This is a genomic window from Methylobacterium sp. V23 (assembly GCF_002917135.1).
In the GTDB taxonomy this organism is placed as follows: domain Bacteria; phylum Pseudomonadota; class Alphaproteobacteria; order Rhizobiales; family Beijerinckiaceae; genus Methylobacterium.
In genome coordinates, this window is sequence record NZ_PDHT01000024.1 from 49,129 (window position 1) to 65,617 (window position 16,489).

Below are 16,489 nucleotides of genomic sequence, written 5' to 3' on the forward strand. Positions count from 1 at the left end.
GCGCAGAGCGGGACATTGGCTTGCATTCTAAACGGCAGATGTTTGCTCTTAGCGAGCGCCGCCAGAGCGTAAGCGGGACCTGTGTTACGCATGTGTTACGTCGAACGTCACATGCTCGTCGAACTCTTAATACAAACCCCGAGAAATACGAAACAATCATCTTCTACAGCAGGTGGTTACAAATCAGCTGCTAGAGCTACTGAGCCTGTTTAACGATAACATCACCGGATGCCGCTGAGTGCATGCTCGCTGAACTGAGTGCAGTTTCCTGGTGTTGGATCAGATATGGATTCGGGGCTCCGAAGGTCTGAAACGCGCCAAGAGCGGAAGTTGGCTGCCTGCTCGGATGCGGACATGCTGCTAACGACCCAACTCAGCTTTTCCGACCTTCCCTGGCGCATCCCGGAAGCAGCCATTCGTCGGTCGCCTAGAAATTCCGGCTTAAGTTGGTAAGCTATTTTTGAGCTCGCATTTCCTATACAAACGTGGCCTAGCAGCTTGCTGCATGGAGGCAGGGGAGTTTAAAAGAGAACAGCGATGGCGATACGCTCAGCAATCCCACTCGATAATGCCCTTCAAGAGATTGGACTCGAACTCAGATCGGTCCTACCTTGCGCGGAGGCATTGCTGGTATTCGGATCTGCACTAAAGAATTCTTCACCTGACGACATCGATATTGCGATTATCATTCCAGCCGAAATGGAAGCATTTGATGTAATCTGTAAGTTATCTGCTGTACTAGCGGATCTCTCACAGAGTACTGGGTTTTTAATCAGCTGTTTTCCTATCAACGCCAACCAGTTTCACGGAAATAGCACGCGGTTTATTAAGAATGTTCGAGAAAATGGCAGAGAGCTTTGAGTTTGATGCAAAACAACACTTGGCGGCCAAACAGCTAAAGGCCGCCCATGCGCTTGAAGACGCCGGACTGCGAGAACAGTCGGCAGCATTGCATTGGACTGCACTTCGAACATTTTTATTTTCTCAGCTAGCTGTCCGTGGAATTAAATATTCTAGTACTAGCAATGCTATTTTATTGTTGTTCTCTACTTTAAGTACAGAAGCGATGCGATCTGATCTTATGAGTTCCTATCTAATTGGCACCATGGCCGAATGGGACGAAAGTTTTTCGGTCAGCAAAGAGCAGTTACATCTGCTTAAATGCAAATGTGAAAACATTCGTCAGAGCTTTTACGATCTTCCTAAGGGAGACCAGCGTGGCATTTGACGAAAGGCACTTCAAAGCAGTTAAAGAAGAAGTTCAAAGGCATCTTGAGGACACTGAGTCCTCCAAACTTGCTCATTGGCATGCAGCGCGAGTACTTGAGCGGGTGCACAAACTTTATCTCGGACTTCCCGCAATGCTACTATCCATCATGCTGACGTGGATCATATCAAGTCAAACTAAAACAGTTTTACCAACCGCAGGAATCGGAGAGACACTTCTTCTCGGAATTTCTGTGTTCTTAAGCTTGAGCGTTTCATTATTGAGCGGCCTCACGGCATTTCTCAATCTCAACGAGACGGCCAGTCGTCATCGAAATGCCGCCGAGAGCCTGCATGCACTCTGGCGAGACTGCAAGAACTGGGAAACCGATTTTCCTGATTCCAGCCAATGTGAAGCCGCAGTCAAACGGGTACAGACCTATCGTCAGCGGCTGAACGAGATTAATCGTGATGCCCCACAAGTCCCCAGGTGGGCATGGAAAAGCGTGGATAAGCAGCGAGAAGAGGGTTCTGTATCTTATCAAATAGATAACAAGGCGAATTCTATGGTTAAATAAATTTATCTTCTCCTTTTGCGAAATCAGATACTGCTTGTAGCTGATAGCGTTGCCTGTCGTCGACAGCATCAATCCGGAATTCGTACCGGGCCAGAAGGGCCTGTCGATATGCGATGGGATCGGCCAACATGGTCAGGTCAGCTGAATCTCGAGAGGCGTCGTCGAACACGATCCGGTAAATGAAGTACCGCGCGCCTCTCATCTCTGCCGACCGGACCTCGGTTTCCGTCAGTTCGATGGAGCCCGACTTCACCTCGATAAAGCGGGCTACGAGATCGGTGCGCTTCGGGTCCTCCATGAACGCAGCCCGATCGGAAGCGGATTCGAAGCTTAGTCGATCGCATCCGTAGGCTCCCTGTCCCCGGAGATGGTCCACGTCCAAGGGGTAACGCCCTTCGCTCTCTTCGAACATGGATGCCCACTCCTCAGCATCGCCAGCGCGGTAGGGGTCCAATGGCGCGGAGCCACTTAGGGGTCCTGTGCCGCCGCCCACTCGCACCAGCAGCTTTCTGCGTAGACCTGGGTCGGGAAGCGACACGGTCTTCCCATGATCGACCTTGGAGGCAGAAACGGCGGAAGGGTTCTCCGGGCGGACGGCGGGGGAGTTCGTATCAACTGTTGGCGTCAGCGGAGAAACAGGGGGCGAAGTCAGAGGTGCAGCGGGACTCCTTGAGAGAGTGGAGGCGTCCACCTGCACTGGGTCGTAGTGTTCGTCATCAAGGTCGAAGTCGGCCAGGAGCTCGTCCATCTCTTGGTCCGAAAGATCCGGGAGCATACGATGCAAAAGTATTGAGCGTAGACCGTCGTCAGGGGCGGACAGGAGCTTTGAGAAATCCGCCCCGCTCTGTAGCTCGAGGACCTCGGCAATGCCATCGGCGACGGCCTCGTGCGCCAGTGCTTGAGCTTGAGCCGGGCTGAGTCGATTATCGATAGTGACCACCAATTCGTCGTCGCGGAGAACGTGGCTCCACAAGTCGAGTGATCCCTCGAACCTCCGCTGCGAACCGAGGGTGACGGCAATCTCAACGGTGTGCGCCACGCATAGTCGCAGCCGTTCGAAACGCCTTAGTCTTGGAGCAGGGCTTCCATCGGAAGCTCGGAGTGCCCGGATGAAAGGCTTGGTTCGATCGAAAGTCGACCGCAGCATCGCAGCGAGCGCGCCTCGTTCCTCGTCGATGCTGATCACCTCAATCCGGTGCTGCTGCTGACTGAACGCCTTGACACCAAAGCGCTCCTCGACATTCCCTGTATTGCGTCGAGGTGGTAACTCGATAAGAGCGAGGAAGTCACGGGCAGCGGCGGGGAAGCCAGTCTGATCCACGTAGAGGGCTTCCGATGGGCGCACCCAGATCCGCTCATGCCCCTTTCTCACCAATAGCTTGCCGTGCCGGAGGAATTCTTGACGCTCGGACAGGGCGCGGTCGGCGTCGAATGTCTCCAATTCTAAGACCTGCTGGTACAGGCGCCGAACGACATCGCCATTGACTTCGCGGTCCTTGAGGCCTCGAAAGATATCGAAAAGCCTACCCTCGGAGAGGTGTGCCAAATTCTGAGGCACCGACGCGTTCTCCAATCCGCGCCGCCATATTGGATGGGTCAGTCCGTAGCGTTCGTCACTCCCCACTGCGGCGGGACGTGGAACGCTGAAGAGTTCGGCAAGCCTCAAAGGCTGCACCATCGACTCCGCAGGCGCTCGACGAGTGTCGTCCTTGCAGGCCAACCAAGGCGTGTCGGAGATCAATCCGCGAACGATATCTGGAAGAGGTCCATGATACTTTCGGAAGCCGGATGCACCGCCCTTCCGACCCTTGGCCGAGGTCGCAAAGGGTTCAGGAGAAGCCTGGTCGAATCTCGGATCCTGACCCAGCCAAGCCAATATGGCATCGCTATCCGCGGTCCCCAGGATGTTCTCCAGTCCAACAATCATCGAGCATTCGGCGACGAAATTGTAAGCCCACTGAATCTCGTTTTTCTGGAAGGATTGGTGCGAGTTGGAGTCGCTGACGGTAACCTCGGCGGGCAAAACTTCCAGCAGCCGTTGACGAAGGTTGTTTGGAAGGACGACAGTTGCGGTCCGGGGCCATTCATTGACGCCGATCCAGATGAAGAACTGCGCTGGATCCCGCGCGGCGTCGACGATGCCGTTCTCTTTGGCTTTGGCGAGCAAGAGCTCCGGCGCACTGGCGTACAGGGCGGCATTAATGCGACCCGTGGTCCCGTACTCGGCCGAGAGGTGGAGTTCCTTGGCTTCGCGCCACACCCCATCAGCGCTACAGACCTTAAATGTCCCCGGCGGGGTCCGGTTGTGCGGGTCGTACAGGTCGAAGACCGTCTGCAGCAATTGACGCTGCACCAATCCTTGATCTGCGCCTCGTCTCGCCAGTGTACGCGCCGCTTGCTGCCGAAGCGACGCGATAATGCTTTCGTTGCTGTATTCGGTGAGGCCGAAGCCATAGAGTTGCCGTATCTTCTCCCTAGGCGTCTGCCCCTCAACCCTGCGCATAAGGAGTCGCCATAGCTTGGGATGAATGAATTTAGAGCTAGCCCATGTAGGGAGCTCCGGGAGCTTGGTCTCATTAGCCGGCGGAGGGAACGGTGTGTTCCTCGGCGCAAAGGCTCGTTCATGCTGGTCCACGAGCAGCCACTTCCACTTGACGTGATCCGACAAGGGAATGGTCCGGGCAACGCCGGCGATGACTGTAGCGCGCTCCTCCATGGTCAGTTCGGCGGCTCGCAGAACTCGGAGCACCGCGCTTTCCTTGAGTATTTCAATGCCAAGTCTGCCCATCACGGCGAGATCGCTTGCATTTCGGCTTTTTGCCAAATCCGCGAAGAGACGGCCCGGCAGATGCCTCTCATAGCCGGCTGGACCCCGTCGAACAGTCTTCGCACTCAGCCGCCGACCACGCATCGTGGGGATGAGCTCCAACGGCCGAACAGCTTCGTAGACCTCCTCCTCGAAGGTTTTAAGAGGGTCTGGAAACTCCTTGTCCCGTGCGAGAAAGTCGATTGCATTGGCGATCTGCTTGGATCGGACAAGTTGCTTGAGAACACGCGCATAGAAGTGCGCCAGTGCACGGAGAACTGCGTCATTGCGATCCGACTTCTCGCGGATCGCTTTGCGGTTGGAAGCAAGCTCTAGCGTGGCGTGGAATAATGCAGGAAAAGGTAGGCGCAAGCTCGTCGGAAAATAGGAATGCAGGAACGAGGACGCGATCGGCCGATCCAGTCGAATGGCTAAGGCGAGTTCGAACGTGGTTGCCTTTCCCTTGATCGACGTTTCGCCCTTCTCGCGCTTGCAGATCCATTTCTGGGAATTTGCTGCGCTGCTGGCGACGATCTCGATCTCGTACACATCCTTGCCAACGGAATGTCTTTTCCAGACGACAGGGCGACGGCCTTCGACGTTGAGCGCGATCTCCACTAAGGACGGCACGAACAATAGGAAGGTCGAATCGAACTCGTCGGCTTGAACTACAGCCCTTTCGTATGCTTGTTGATCGTCGAAGGGCGCCGCAATAACCGTGTCGTAGCCAGATTGCCTGTGCTCCCGAGACTTCTTAAGCAATGAACGTTGAGGGCCATTCGGCAATCCCTCGATATCCGGTCCGAACGCCGGGAAACCCAGAACAGGCGCAGGAAATTCTTCTTCGACGGCCAGGATCTTGGCGATTTCCTCGTTCTCAGCCGCCAGTGCGCGGATTTGCCTAGCGGCATGGGCCGAGGAGAATGCAATCTCAAGATGACCGCTCGAGACGACGGGTTCGTGGGACCAGTTGAGTAGGGCTCTGAACCCCAGGCCCTTCGCACCAATAAGCGTCGCATTGCGCCCAGGCTTGTCGCTGGCATTCGGCGTCATTAGGGACTCGACGCCCCTGGACCGGAAAGGCTGACCCGTGTTGGCGACGATCAGACCCTGCCGGCCGACATCAATGAGTACTCGACCATTGCCACCGCCTTCTGTGGCTGCGTCGGCAGCATTCTGGACGAGTTCCAACAACTCGCGGCCCGCGTAGTCGCCTGCGGTCTGGCGCTCGCTGCGGCCCTGACCCAGCAGCAGTCTCGGCTTCAACCTGAATACGTCACGCGTCGTTGCGAGTTCACGTTTGAGGAAGTCCGCCCACCATTCCGCCGACCACGTCTCTTCGGAGCTCACGGCGCCCCCGGCATGAGGATCGTTGTTGGAAACGGTCATGCATGCGTTCCAGACGCGAATGGGAACCACGCAAAGGGCGAATGGAAGGAGAAATCGATAAAGATCATCGAGAGTTTCGTTTCACCACTTCCCGCTGCCGGGGAACCTCTCATAATTGGTATCCCAATGCTGTTTCAGTACCGCAAGGCCATACGAACATCTCTGAATGAGACGGCGCCGGCTAAACTACCGGCGGCGCCTAAAGCTCCTTCTTCCTCCAACCGATCGCGGCGTCCTCGAAAGGCTTCCTCCTAGGTCCATCGCGACACTATGATGTGTGTACTCCGACGGCCTCTGAGTGTGCCTACCTCAGGAAGGCCAACTCCGAAACAGAACTTCCGAACTTCAGCTTCTGGTCATCACCTTCCGTTATTCCCCCTTCAGCGAGCATGGCGGTTAGGCGCTTCGTCTGCGTTTGCAACTATCCGCGATGGCCTCCTCGCTCGGCCTTCATATGCGAGTTCCAGCGGGGTTCAGGCACATGGAGCTGTCAAGCTTCCGCGTGCACAAACCAGGCGGCGCTCAGAAGGGCGACAGCGGCGGCTAGCGGAGAAGTGCACAGTTGCTCCGGTCGACACGCTCCCAGCTGTCTGAGCCGCGCTCTTGCGGCTTGTAGCTACGGTGTGCGCCGCTCATCGAGCCGCAGCGCCTCAAGCCATGCACCGAGTCGCTCTACGACGCGGACCTGAACGTGCATCAGGCGGGATGTCAGGCGTGCATGAGTTGCCGAGTGCATCCCTTTCGCCCGACAGGGAGGGGAGCTGAGTGCTCCGTTCGGCGGAGCGTCACCCGCAATGAGGGCGTAGAGGCGGCACACTCGAGCAATGTCGTTGGTATCCTGAGCTCCATGCTCAGAGGCGTAGCGGAGCCCATGTGCCTCGCGGGAAAGGAAGCGCTCGCCGCTCTGAGGCAGGTAGAGGCGGCAGGCTCGGGCGCCGGTCTGCGGGCACAGGAAGAACCAGCGTCGGCCGCCGTAAGGGACACGCGGCACCGAGACTAAGGAAACGTTCTGCTGCACCGCGGGTCTGCGTCGCAGGTCAAACCTGATGATCACGAAGCCGTGTTCCTCATTATGAACGCAGCCCGTAACGCAAACCGCACCCGCAGGCGTGCGGGACAGGTGATGGGAAAGCGGAAGGACGCCGCGAATCTGCCTGCCAGGCACCAAGAAGCCGGCGCGTTTGAGGGCATTCAGGTCGAGACAGGCGGCATTCTCGACAAGAAGGTGTCTTTTCGTTCGCGGCCGAGCCATGCGCATTTCCCAGAACAAAGGCGAGATGTGGCGTGCAGGAAGTAGATGCTGCTGGAAGCGTCGATTGGATGTTTAAGAGGCCTCGAGCGGGTTTGCTGGGTCTTGCCGTGTTACCTGAAGGAGGCCGGCATATAAAATCGTTGTGCTGTTGTTGTTTAACGACAATAAGCAGGCGGGGGGGGGGCACAAGCCGCTTACGCCACCCCCGCCAAACCCGCAAACCCCGCGTCCAATGTAACATCCGAAGAACAACATGAACGTTTTTCTGAGTAGTCCCAGGAGCAGAGGCGCCTGTCGACCTCGCGGTCTCAAAATGGGCAATTGTCTTCGGCGCTTTCGTCCGATGTGGAAAGTGTTTGAAGGAGCTCCGGCGTAGGCTCACCGTCCAGTTTGTACTCCATCACGCCGGCATGTCGGTCCATCCTAGTCCTAATCGAAACGCCGAGAAGTGGACCGTCTCGATGCCGGCTCAAGAGCTTCCCGAGTTGCCTCGTCCCCCATCTGCTTTCGTAGAGAAGGCCGGTGAGGGCTTCTTTGACCAGCACCATCTCGGCTGTGGTAGCGCGATCGATGTCGGCTAGCTTGAACCATTGACCGCAGCCGAAACCCTTGAACAACGCTTGGATCAGCTTGGTTTTGGCCTCACGCTCCGGGTCGAAGTCCTCGAAGGCAAGTCGAGTACCTGCTGGATCGCCTTGTCCAAGCCAAATCAAGGGTTCTCGAACAAGACGGCTCCATCTTTCGAAGCTGCCGAGGGGGGCTGTAGGAGCGGGGCAGTGGGCTAGAAGATAGGCCCGCACGATTGTCAACGCATCTGTTACAAGCTGCGGTCTCGACGTTAAAGCTTCATTTAGCGGATCGAAGTCGAATATACGCTCCTCAGGCCGCTCCACGTTTGCGTCGAGCCTACACCGGACCGTCCGGCGTCCGAGATCTCCTTGAACGACGGTGTTATTTCCCGATCCTAGGATAAGCGACCGTGTGTCGATCTTCACGTTTTCAGACCTGCCGAGAATTCGGACGTCGAACTCGGGTGAGGTGACCACGCCCGCAAGGAAGTCGCCGCGGAGCGGTTTGCTGATGTTGTCGAACAGAATGACAGGGGCCCCCGCCATCAGGGCGACCGAGAGCTGCTTGCGGTCCTCCTCCTCGTCGCCTGTGTAAGTTAGAATGGTGGGGAGGACGCCCGTCGCAATGATCCCGACCAGTTTGGCCAGTAACGTCTTTCCGGTCCCTGCACTGGGGGCGTCGATTAGGTGAATCGGAACACCAGGCAGATCTGCGCGCAGTACCGCCGAAATGATGGCTGAGAGCGCGACCGCTCTTGAAGCGGTATCAGGGAAGGGAAATCCGCGCAGCGGAGTCCAGAGCCGCTCGACGGCCGCCTCAGCATCCGCACGCGTGGGTTCCGGTGGGCTAGGCGGGAACAGCCCTTCTGGGTAGGCGTGATACATGCCCGAATGGGCATCGTACCCGGGCCGATCGCATGTTAGCGTCGGCGTCATGGTGATCCCACGGAGGTCAGGAAGATCAAGGGAGTCCGTGTAGTCGCGCAGACGGTGGAACAGCTCCGTTGGAGGTTCGACGAGACGATTTCGTTTGCAGAACTTACCGCCGACCCGGCTTGCCTCAATCGCCATCCATCCCGGCGTGGCCTCGCGAATCTCGAAAAGGCCGGCTGGGCGCAAACGGAGCACCTGCTCCTCGCCTCTCACCTGCTTAGTAACCTGTTCAGGCTTCTCCAGCGTGTAGATTCGGACGAGTTGCCCACCTCGCTTGTAAACGTTTCCGGACTTGGTTCGTAGCAGCGTGCTGAGCTGAAGGACTTTCGAATGAAGTTCGGGCGAGTCCACAGCTATGGCACCATCAAGTATCTCCAATTGCTCAGCTATTACAATCTTCTCTAAACGTAGCCAAAGCCGAATTCGATTTTCGCAAGGTCCTAGGCCGACATAATCGAGGAAGCTATGCAACGTAGACGTCGGCTTCCCCTGCTGCCTGCGGATTGCTGCGCGCTCGGCCTTTCCTTGACGGGCATCCGCCTCCGTATCTTCTGCGGAGTCAGCAAGGATGCCGATGATACGGTCACAGTTTTCAGCATCGATGCCAGCATCCAACAGTGCCCCGCTTAGCCGATGGCAAAAATCATCACGGCCGCCAGCTTCTCGGGGATATATCCGCAGCACAACCGACAGGAATGCGAGCAGGCCAACGCGGGCACGAAGCTCTTTCCACCCTATATCAGGCATGGCGCTAGGAGCGCCTTCGTTATTCCAGACAAGCGGTTCCTTGCCCGAGTCGTGCGCCGAGGCCCCTCCGTAGGGAAGGAATGACGGCGGAAAGACTGTGTATCCTTTGCCAGCTCGTATCTCGAGGACAACTGATTTCGGCAAATTTAGACTGTTTGTAGCTGCTTCCTCGGCCTGTCCCCTAAAATCAAAACGCGTGATTTTTTGCTCCTCCTCTGGTATGTCAATGCAGCGATAGAGCAGATGGCCTGGTGCTTTCTGGGGCAGGCTTTTGCGACGGAACGCAACCGCATCAGGAAATAAGTACGAGGCCAACTGCCGAGCTTCAGGGCAATCTAGGTCAATATCAATGAGCCCGCCTGATTTAATTCCGACTTGGACGCCAATACCAACTCCCCTCTGGAATTCTGTGGCGGTGGGAGTGCTGTTCTGCCAAGCCTTGCTAATTGGCTCCTTGGTGCCAGGTTTAAGACGTACTAGTTGGAAGCCTAGGTTGATTAGATCTCGAGCAGCAGCGAAAGTTTCGTAATCCGACGTTTTGCGTGTAACCGGCAGAAGGTCTTCGACGTCTGCACTATCTGCTTCAGACTGCGCGTTTGAATAGTCCACTGAGATCACCTATAGTATTTGAAGCCGCATTTGCACTGGACCTTTTCGTAATCAGGGGCTTCACCAGGGTTGGGCTCCATAAGCTGAGAATTCCATAACTTGATTGCGCAGCAAATTTCTTTAGAATTTCCGCCGTGTACAGTGCATCCGACATGAAATATCCCGGTATAGTCTGTATGCTCATATGGTTCGCAGATACATTGCTGGAACTTCATCGGCGAAACTGAAGATGCACGCTCGCTCTGGTCCGTTTTGCGTTCAGCTCTTCGATACTGTGTCTTAGACATTACGCAGCCTCCATCTTTGAAGGCAGCCGAGCTGACATCTTTTGCTCCCAATCGATCAAATCGGAGAGCCGCCAGAATGTACGCCGACGAATTATAGTGGGTGCTGGAAAGCCGAGCTTGGGGTCGTGCATCCACCGCCAACGGGACATCGCGCTGATACCGTAGCGCTTATCGACCTGCGGCCCTGGAAGCCATTGTTCCTGCTCGCGACTGAGCTCTGTAGTGGATTTCATTTTCCTCTGCTCCGTTTTAACTTGTTGAGCAGAGTACTAACGAGAGCGGCGTCGCCGAACTACACAGAAAAACCGGCCGCTATTTTTTGCGCGGTTTCGAGACTCCTCGTCTCTTCTTTTCGCGAACCATCGCGACGTCGGCGCTCCAACGTGCCGCGGCTAACTCCTCAGGGTGGGGTGGCAGGTTGCTCGGGCGGTTGCGTTTACCAAAATACTGCCGGTACAGGGCCCGAATGTGTTTAATGTCCTGCGCCGCCAATTGCGCATTGATGTCGGCCTCATGCGCTGCTGCAGTTTTGCTATGATCCTTGCTGTTGCTTTTAGATCCTTTTATCGGCCGTCCGCGGGCCCGTGAGCTTTCACGAACATGCAATCGCGCTGCGAGGCGTGGGTACTTCCTGCGAAGCTGCTCGATTTCGTCAAGCCAAGCTGTTTCCTCGGCCAGCTGTTCTGCGAAATCTTTCTGAAATCTCTCGTACTCTGACTCGTCGGATCTGTTTTCGGGTTCCGCGTTGGGCTGACCACCGTGGTCTAGGATCCAATTAGCCCAGCGAACCCACACCTCGAGATTGGTCTCGTCCCAATCCGGCCGTGGCGGCATTGGACCCATTTGTTCTTGCCAAATCTCGGCATCTGCAAGCCAAGCTTCATCGGGGTCCAAGGGATCTCGCATTGTTCGGTTCCAGCCTAAGCCGAATACGATCGGCTTCCATAGCACTAATGCCTTTATCTAAGCGGTTCGGTGCTCGGCTGTCGTATGCACAGCGGCGCATGAGCAAGTCAGTTCTATGTGTTGGTTACCGACGAAGGGGGCGCGAAGTGTCCTTTGAAGAAGCGGCTCTGACTAAGGACATGACATGCCCGTTCCACGCTTCCAGTGCTATGGCTTTCTCTGCTTTGAACTCGTGCCGCTGGTACACTCCGACGATGCCGCCGAATGAACCACTCACGTGGTTTAGCACCTTCTCAATGGCTGGAAGGCCAATGCCAAGTTTCGCCATACCGGAGGCGGCCGTCCGACGCAGGTCGTGTAAGCGCCATGGTGGGATCTGGACGTCAGCGCGTGCGGTCTCGCGCTGGGCTAGCTTAAGCATTGCGCTATCCAGCCTGCGCTTCGCCTCAGAGTAGCCGGACACCGGCGTCTTGCCTGTTGTCGAGAACACGAACGAGCAGTTCTGTATGCGGGGGATGCCCTTGATGATTGCGAGCGTGGAAAGGGGCAGGTTAAGTGAATGCTCGCGGCCGTTCTTCACGCGTTCAGCGGGGATTGTCCACAGGTTGCCATCCAACTCGCCCCATCGCATTCCCCCTACTTCCTCGCGCCTCTGTCCTGTTAGGCACAAGAGCCGGAAGAGTGGTGCGAAGGGCGGCCCCACAGCATCACAGGCGTACCAGAACCAACACATTTCGTCGTCGGTAAGAATACGTTCCCGTGCCGGGCTCGGCGACGGAGCTTCGACACCGGCGCAGGGGCTGATGGCGATGAGGTCCCGCGCGAGAGCCCAATTGAAGAGACGGCGCAGGGCAGCAAACGTATTCTGCTTCGTGGCCGGCTTTTCGCTCAGCGCGTCGAGGACAGCGATCACGTCTCGGCGACGAATCTCCTCGATACGCCGCCCAGACCACTGATCGATGATGCCGCCTTTGATAAGCGTGTAGTGGGCATCATCAGGACGGAGCCCCAAAAGCCTGGCTGTTTCCTTCCAGGTCCGGTTGGTGGGGCGTTGGTCACGCTCGATAAAGAGGCGAGCCACCTCTAAACAAAGGGTCGAGGAATCAGTCTTGGTGTGGCGCTTCTCGCCGGCCGGGTCACGCCCTTCTTCGATTGCACGGAGTGCAGTCCGAGCCGCGTCTCGTGCCTCACCAAGCGAGAAGGCGGGCCAGCGCCCCAAAGTCATGTTGCGAGTGCGTCCGATGTGGCGATAGCGCAGCGTAAACGAGCGAGTTCCAGAGGGCTGGATGACAAGATAGAGGCCGGGCAGTCCGCCGTCGGGGATCTCGCGCACGCGCCCTTCTGGCTTCGCCTGCTCGACAGCACGTGCAGTGAGTGGCTTGGCCATTGTAGAGAGCTCCACGTAACAGATACGTAACGGAACAAGGGTGTTAGACAGCGTGTGACAGCGTTGCAACGCTAGCTAACACTCTCCCGTAAGTGCAAGCGGAGAATGAGGAATTTTACGTTTTTGTGTTATGCCGTGTTAGCTTGCGTTATGCCGCAGCTGGTGACTCTTAATCAGCGGGTCCAAGGTTCGAACCCTTGTGCACCCACCAAACATCTCAATGAATCAGCCGGTTCAGGAGGACGTCGTTTCAATACGATGTCACTGGTTCATACCCTGAAAATTTCGCACGTGGTCAGGTCACCGCATGCCCCGCAGTAGGGTTCGGTGCGATGAATCGAGCGCGCTTACTTGGCTGGCCTCGGTCGGGGCTACGGTGAAGGGGTTCATACCTTGCTGGTCGACGACGCTGGCTGAAGACAGCGATCCCGCCACATGAAGGCCCACCGCGACAAGAGCTTACACTGTGATCCAGAGCCGCCACAGGGCTGCATGGATGGTCCAATCTCCGAGATGGGTTCTAGCTTGCCCTCTGAGGATTACAGCCGGTCAAGGGCAAGCGGTGGACGATCCCCCCATATCGCGTGCCTCGGCGCCGCGATGACTATGCGCGACGCTCTCGCGCGCGGTTCGTCACCCGCAGTCGCAGCGGTCGCCCGGCGATCGCACCGCCGAGACGATCCGTGATCGCTAACGGAAAGCAACGCGCAATGCCGCCGAGCACCTCGGCGAGAAACGCCTTCTGGGCCGCGTCCTCCCCGACGAGTCTGGAGTAGGCGATCCGCGGCTGCCCCTGGAGGCTCCCATCGCGCTTGATGCTGAACAAGACGGTCACCTCTGACCCGCTTGACCCCTCAGGACCTTCGACCGCTCGGGCGCAGGAGCCGAGCAGTTGCCATAATCCGTCCAGGGTCGATGCTGGCTCGGCGTGGGCACTGGTAGCCGCGAGGAGCAGCGGCAGGGTCAAGATCAGAGGGCGCATGTGATCCGTCGGCTTCGCGATCGTAGGCCCGGCGTCTTACTCGGGCCCCGACAGGATGGCTACGCGATGGTGACGACGGAGGGTCGATGGCAGGCCCGGTCGGGACCGAGCGCACGCATCGGTGTTCCGCCCATGATCGATCGCCGCCTGCTCCGTTTCGGCTGTCGTCCGGCACAGCAGACAAAGCCGCGTGCGAGAACGTTCAGTGCCTGGGATGAGCGCCGGTTTGCCTCGTTTCACGGTTCGAACAGGATCCAACTGAACTCTACCGAAGCCCTCGTTCGGCAAGTGCGGCGTGGCCCAGCGGTGGCAGCGGTCGCCACGCATACCCTGTTCATCATACTCGATCGCGATCAGGACTTGCACTTTCGCTCGCGCCCGAACAGGTTTCGGTTTCATCAGATCGAGATCGGACAGCATGCTCTCAGAGCGTCAGAACGCCATCATGGACCTCGCGCGCGGGGAGGGACGCGTGCTGGTCGAGGCCCTGTCCGTCCGCTTCACGGTTAGTGCGCAAACCATACGTAAGGACCTGAACGACCTGTGCGAAGCCCGGCTGCTGTCGCGGGTGCATGGCGGGGCGGTCCTCGGATCAGGCGCGGAGAATCTCGACTACGAGGCCCGCAACGCAATTGCGGCGCAGGAGAAGGCCGCCATCGCCCGCGCGACGGCCGACCTCATCCCGGATCGCTCGTCCCTCTTCATCAACATCGGCACCACGACAGAGGCGGTCGCTCGGGCGCTCCTCGGCCATTCCGGCCTGATGGTGATCACCAACAATCTCAATGTCGCCCACGCCCTGCGGGCTAGCGCCGACATCGAGTGCATCGTGGCCGGCGGCCTGATCCGCCGCTCTGATGGAGGGATCGTCGGCGAGGCGGCCGTGGACATCATTCGACAGTTCAAGGTGGACTTCGCCGTCATCGGCGCTTCGGCGATCGACGAGGACGGCTCGCTTCTCGATTTCGACTATCGCGAGGTGCGGGTGGCGCAGGCGATTATCGCCAATGCCCGGCACGTCGTCCTAGTTTCCGATTCGACGAAGTTCGATCGTACAGCCCCTGTTCGCCTTGCCCAACTCAGCCAAATCGGGACCTTCGTCACCGATCATTGTCGGAGCGAGGCGGTGCGCGACCTTTGCAAAGCATCGGGAGTCCGCCTCGTCGAGACGGGACGCTAAGCGTCGTCGCTTGCGATTGACTTTCGATTTGTTTCGTATTTAGTCGTCTCACTTTCGTAACCGCATCTGAGGTCGGTGATACGAAAGAGGAAACGATCATGCGCACGTTCGACGTTGCCGTCATCGGCGGGGGAATCAACGGCTGCGGCATCGCACGGGATGCGGCAGGCCGGGGTTACTCCGTTTTTCTTGCCGAACAGAACGACTTGGGCAGCGGCACCTCGGCTTGGTCGACGAAGCTGATCCACGGTGGTCTCCGCTACCTCGAACACTATGAGTTTCGCCTCGTTCGTGAGGCATTGACCGAGCGCGAGGTCCTCTGGAGCATCGCGCCGCATATTGTGCGCCCCCTTCGCTTCGTCCTCCCCTTGCATTCAGGCTTGCGGCCGGCCTGGCTCCTGCGTCTCGGCCTCTTCCTGTACGATCATCTCGGTGGTCGTAAGCGCTTACCGGCCACCCGCCGGGTCGATCTTACGGGTCCGATCGGCGCTCCGCTCAAACCCGAGTTCCGGCGCGGCTTCGAGTATTCGGATGCGCGCGTGGACGACACGCGCCTGGTCGTCCTGAACGCGCGGGACGCCTCGGCCAAGGGGGCTGAGATCGCGGTGCGCACGCGCGTGATATCTGCCGGCCGCGCGGGCGATCTGTGGCACATCGTGCAGCGTGACCTCGCGTCCGGCCGTGAGGAGACGGTGGCCGCGCGCTTCCTCGTCAATGCGGCGGGGCCCTGGGTCGACCGAGTGATCCAGGGGCCCCTGGGTCAGAGCGAGGCGCGGCACGTGCGTCTCGTGCAGGGCTCACACATCGTCGTACGCAAACTCTACGACCATGACCGCGCCTTCATTTTCCAGAATGCGGACGGGCGAATCATCTTCGCCATCCCGTACGCGAACGACACCACCTTGGTGGGAACCACGGACCGTGACTTCACGGGTAACCCGGCGGATGCGGTCATCACCGAGGAAGAGACTGATTACCTCCTCAGGGCTGCGAGCGAGTACTTCGCGCAGCCGCTGCGTCGCGAGGACATCGTCTGGAGCTTTTCAGGCGTGCGCCCGCTCTTTGATGACAAGGCCTCGAAAGCACAAGAGGCAACACGCGATTACGTTCTGCGGACAGAGGGCGTGGATGGCCAAGCCCCCGTGCTGAACGTCTTCGGCGGCAAGATCACGACGTACCGCAAGCTGGCGGAAGATGCCTTGGCGGAGATTGGCCGCCGGCTCGGTCCGCGCGGCGGGCCCTGGACCGGGGCAGCGCCCCTTCCGGGTGGCGACTTTGCGGTGGACGCGGTGGATGGTGTCGAGGACCGCCTCGCTCACGCGGCACCCTGTCTCGCGCTGAGCACCGTCCGTCGCATGGTGGCAGCTTATGGGACAGACGCTCTGCGCATTGCCGAGCGGCTGGGCGAGGACCTGGGCCACGGCCTGCACGAAGGCGAACTGCGCTGGATGATGATGCACGAATGGGCCCGTACCGCCGAGGACGTGCTCTGGCGCCGTTCCAAGCTCGGCCTCGCCTTTTCAGCGGATGACACCGCGGGTCTTGCAGCTCGGATGTCGACCCTCCGGGACCAGGCCGGGGAGCTCGCCGCGGCCGGCTGAGCGGGAGAACTCGCTCAGCGCACATTCCAAGGACGATCAACGAGGGCAGCCCGGTCT

Annotated in this window: 9 protein-coding genes; 4 read left to right on the plus strand and 5 right to left on the minus strand. The window is 58.3% G+C overall.

Features of this window, described 5'->3' with window-relative positions; genetic code table 11:
• The first annotated feature begins 844 nt into the window (after positions 1-844).
• Positions 845-1,228, plus strand: a complete 384-nt coding sequence (locus CRT23_RS28550; protein WP_181017397.1) for a hypothetical protein — start codon at positions 845-847, stop codon at positions 1,226-1,228.
• Positions 1,218-1,784, plus strand: a complete 567-nt coding sequence (locus CRT23_RS27890; protein ID WP_181017398.1) for an SLATT domain-containing protein — start codon at positions 1,218-1,220, stop codon at positions 1,782-1,784. The genes CRT23_RS28550 and CRT23_RS27890 overlap by 11 nt, the downstream gene beginning before the upstream one ends.
• Here CRT23_RS27890 and CRT23_RS20100 read toward each other — a convergent pair.
• From CRT23_RS20100 to CRT23_RS28555, 5 genes are all read right to left on the minus strand, one after another.
• Positions 1,777-5,979 (minus strand): hypothetical protein, encoded by a 4,203-nt coding sequence (locus CRT23_RS20100; RefSeq protein ID WP_103711441.1) that lies wholly within the window; start codon positions 5,977-5,979, stop codon positions 1,777-1,779. The two genes, CRT23_RS27890 and CRT23_RS20100, sit on opposite strands and share 8 nt — an antisense overlap.
• 1,560 nt (positions 5,980-7,539) lie before the next feature.
• Positions 7,540-10,089, minus strand: coding sequence for a bifunctional DNA primase/polymerase (locus CRT23_RS20105; protein ID WP_181017399.1), 2,550 nt, complete (start codon positions 10,087-10,089; stop codon positions 7,540-7,542).
• A gap of 599 nt (positions 10,090-10,688) precedes the next feature.
• Positions 10,689-11,270, minus strand: a complete 582-nt coding sequence (locus tag CRT23_RS27895) for a hypothetical protein (RefSeq protein ID WP_146056434.1) — start codon at positions 11,268-11,270, stop codon at positions 10,689-10,691.
• A gap of 136 nt (positions 11,271-11,406) precedes the next feature.
• On the minus strand, positions 11,407-12,669 hold the full coding sequence (locus CRT23_RS20115; protein WP_103711447.1) for a site-specific integrase: 1,263 nt from the start codon (positions 12,667-12,669) through the stop codon (positions 11,407-11,409).
• Between the two features lie 604 nt (positions 12,670-13,273).
• Positions 13,274-13,495, minus strand: coding sequence for a hypothetical protein (locus tag CRT23_RS28555; RefSeq protein ID WP_162242085.1), 222 nt, complete (start codon positions 13,493-13,495; stop codon positions 13,274-13,276).
• A gap of 574 nt (positions 13,496-14,069) precedes the next feature.
• On the opposite strand from CRT23_RS28555, the gene CRT23_RS20125 reads away from it, so the two are divergent.
• Together CRT23_RS20125 and glpD are read left to right on the plus strand one after the other, a co-directional pair.
• Entirely contained in the window at positions 14,070-14,831 is a 762-nt protein-coding gene (locus CRT23_RS20125) for a DeoR/GlpR family DNA-binding transcription regulator (protein ID WP_103711451.1), read from the plus strand.
• 98 nt (positions 14,832-14,929) lie between these two features.
• Complete coding sequence (gene glpD / locus CRT23_RS20130) at positions 14,930-16,432, plus strand: glycerol-3-phosphate dehydrogenase (RefSeq protein WP_103711453.1); 1,503 nt, start codon at positions 14,930-14,932, stop codon at positions 16,430-16,432.
• Positions 16,433-16,489 lie beyond the last annotated feature (57 nt).

Coding starts and splice junctions, on each gene's coding strand:
- CRT23_RS20100 (WP_103711441.1), bottom strand. CDS start 5,979: ATGACCGTTTCCAACAACGATCCTCATGCCGGGGGCGCCGTGAGCTCC.
- CRT23_RS28550 (WP_181017397.1), top strand. CDS start 845: ATGGCAGAGAGCTTTGAGTTTGATGCAAAACAACACTTGGCGGCCAAA.
- CRT23_RS20115 (WP_103711447.1), bottom strand. CDS start 12,669: ATGGCCAAGCCACTCACTGCACGTGCTGTCGAGCAGGCGAAGCCAGAA.
- CRT23_RS20125 (WP_103711451.1), top strand. CDS start 14,070: ATGCTCTCAGAGCGTCAGAACGCCATCATGGACCTCGCGCGCGGGGAG.
- glpD (WP_103711453.1), top strand. CDS start 14,930: ATGCGCACGTTCGACGTTGCCGTCATCGGCGGGGGAATCAACGGCTGC.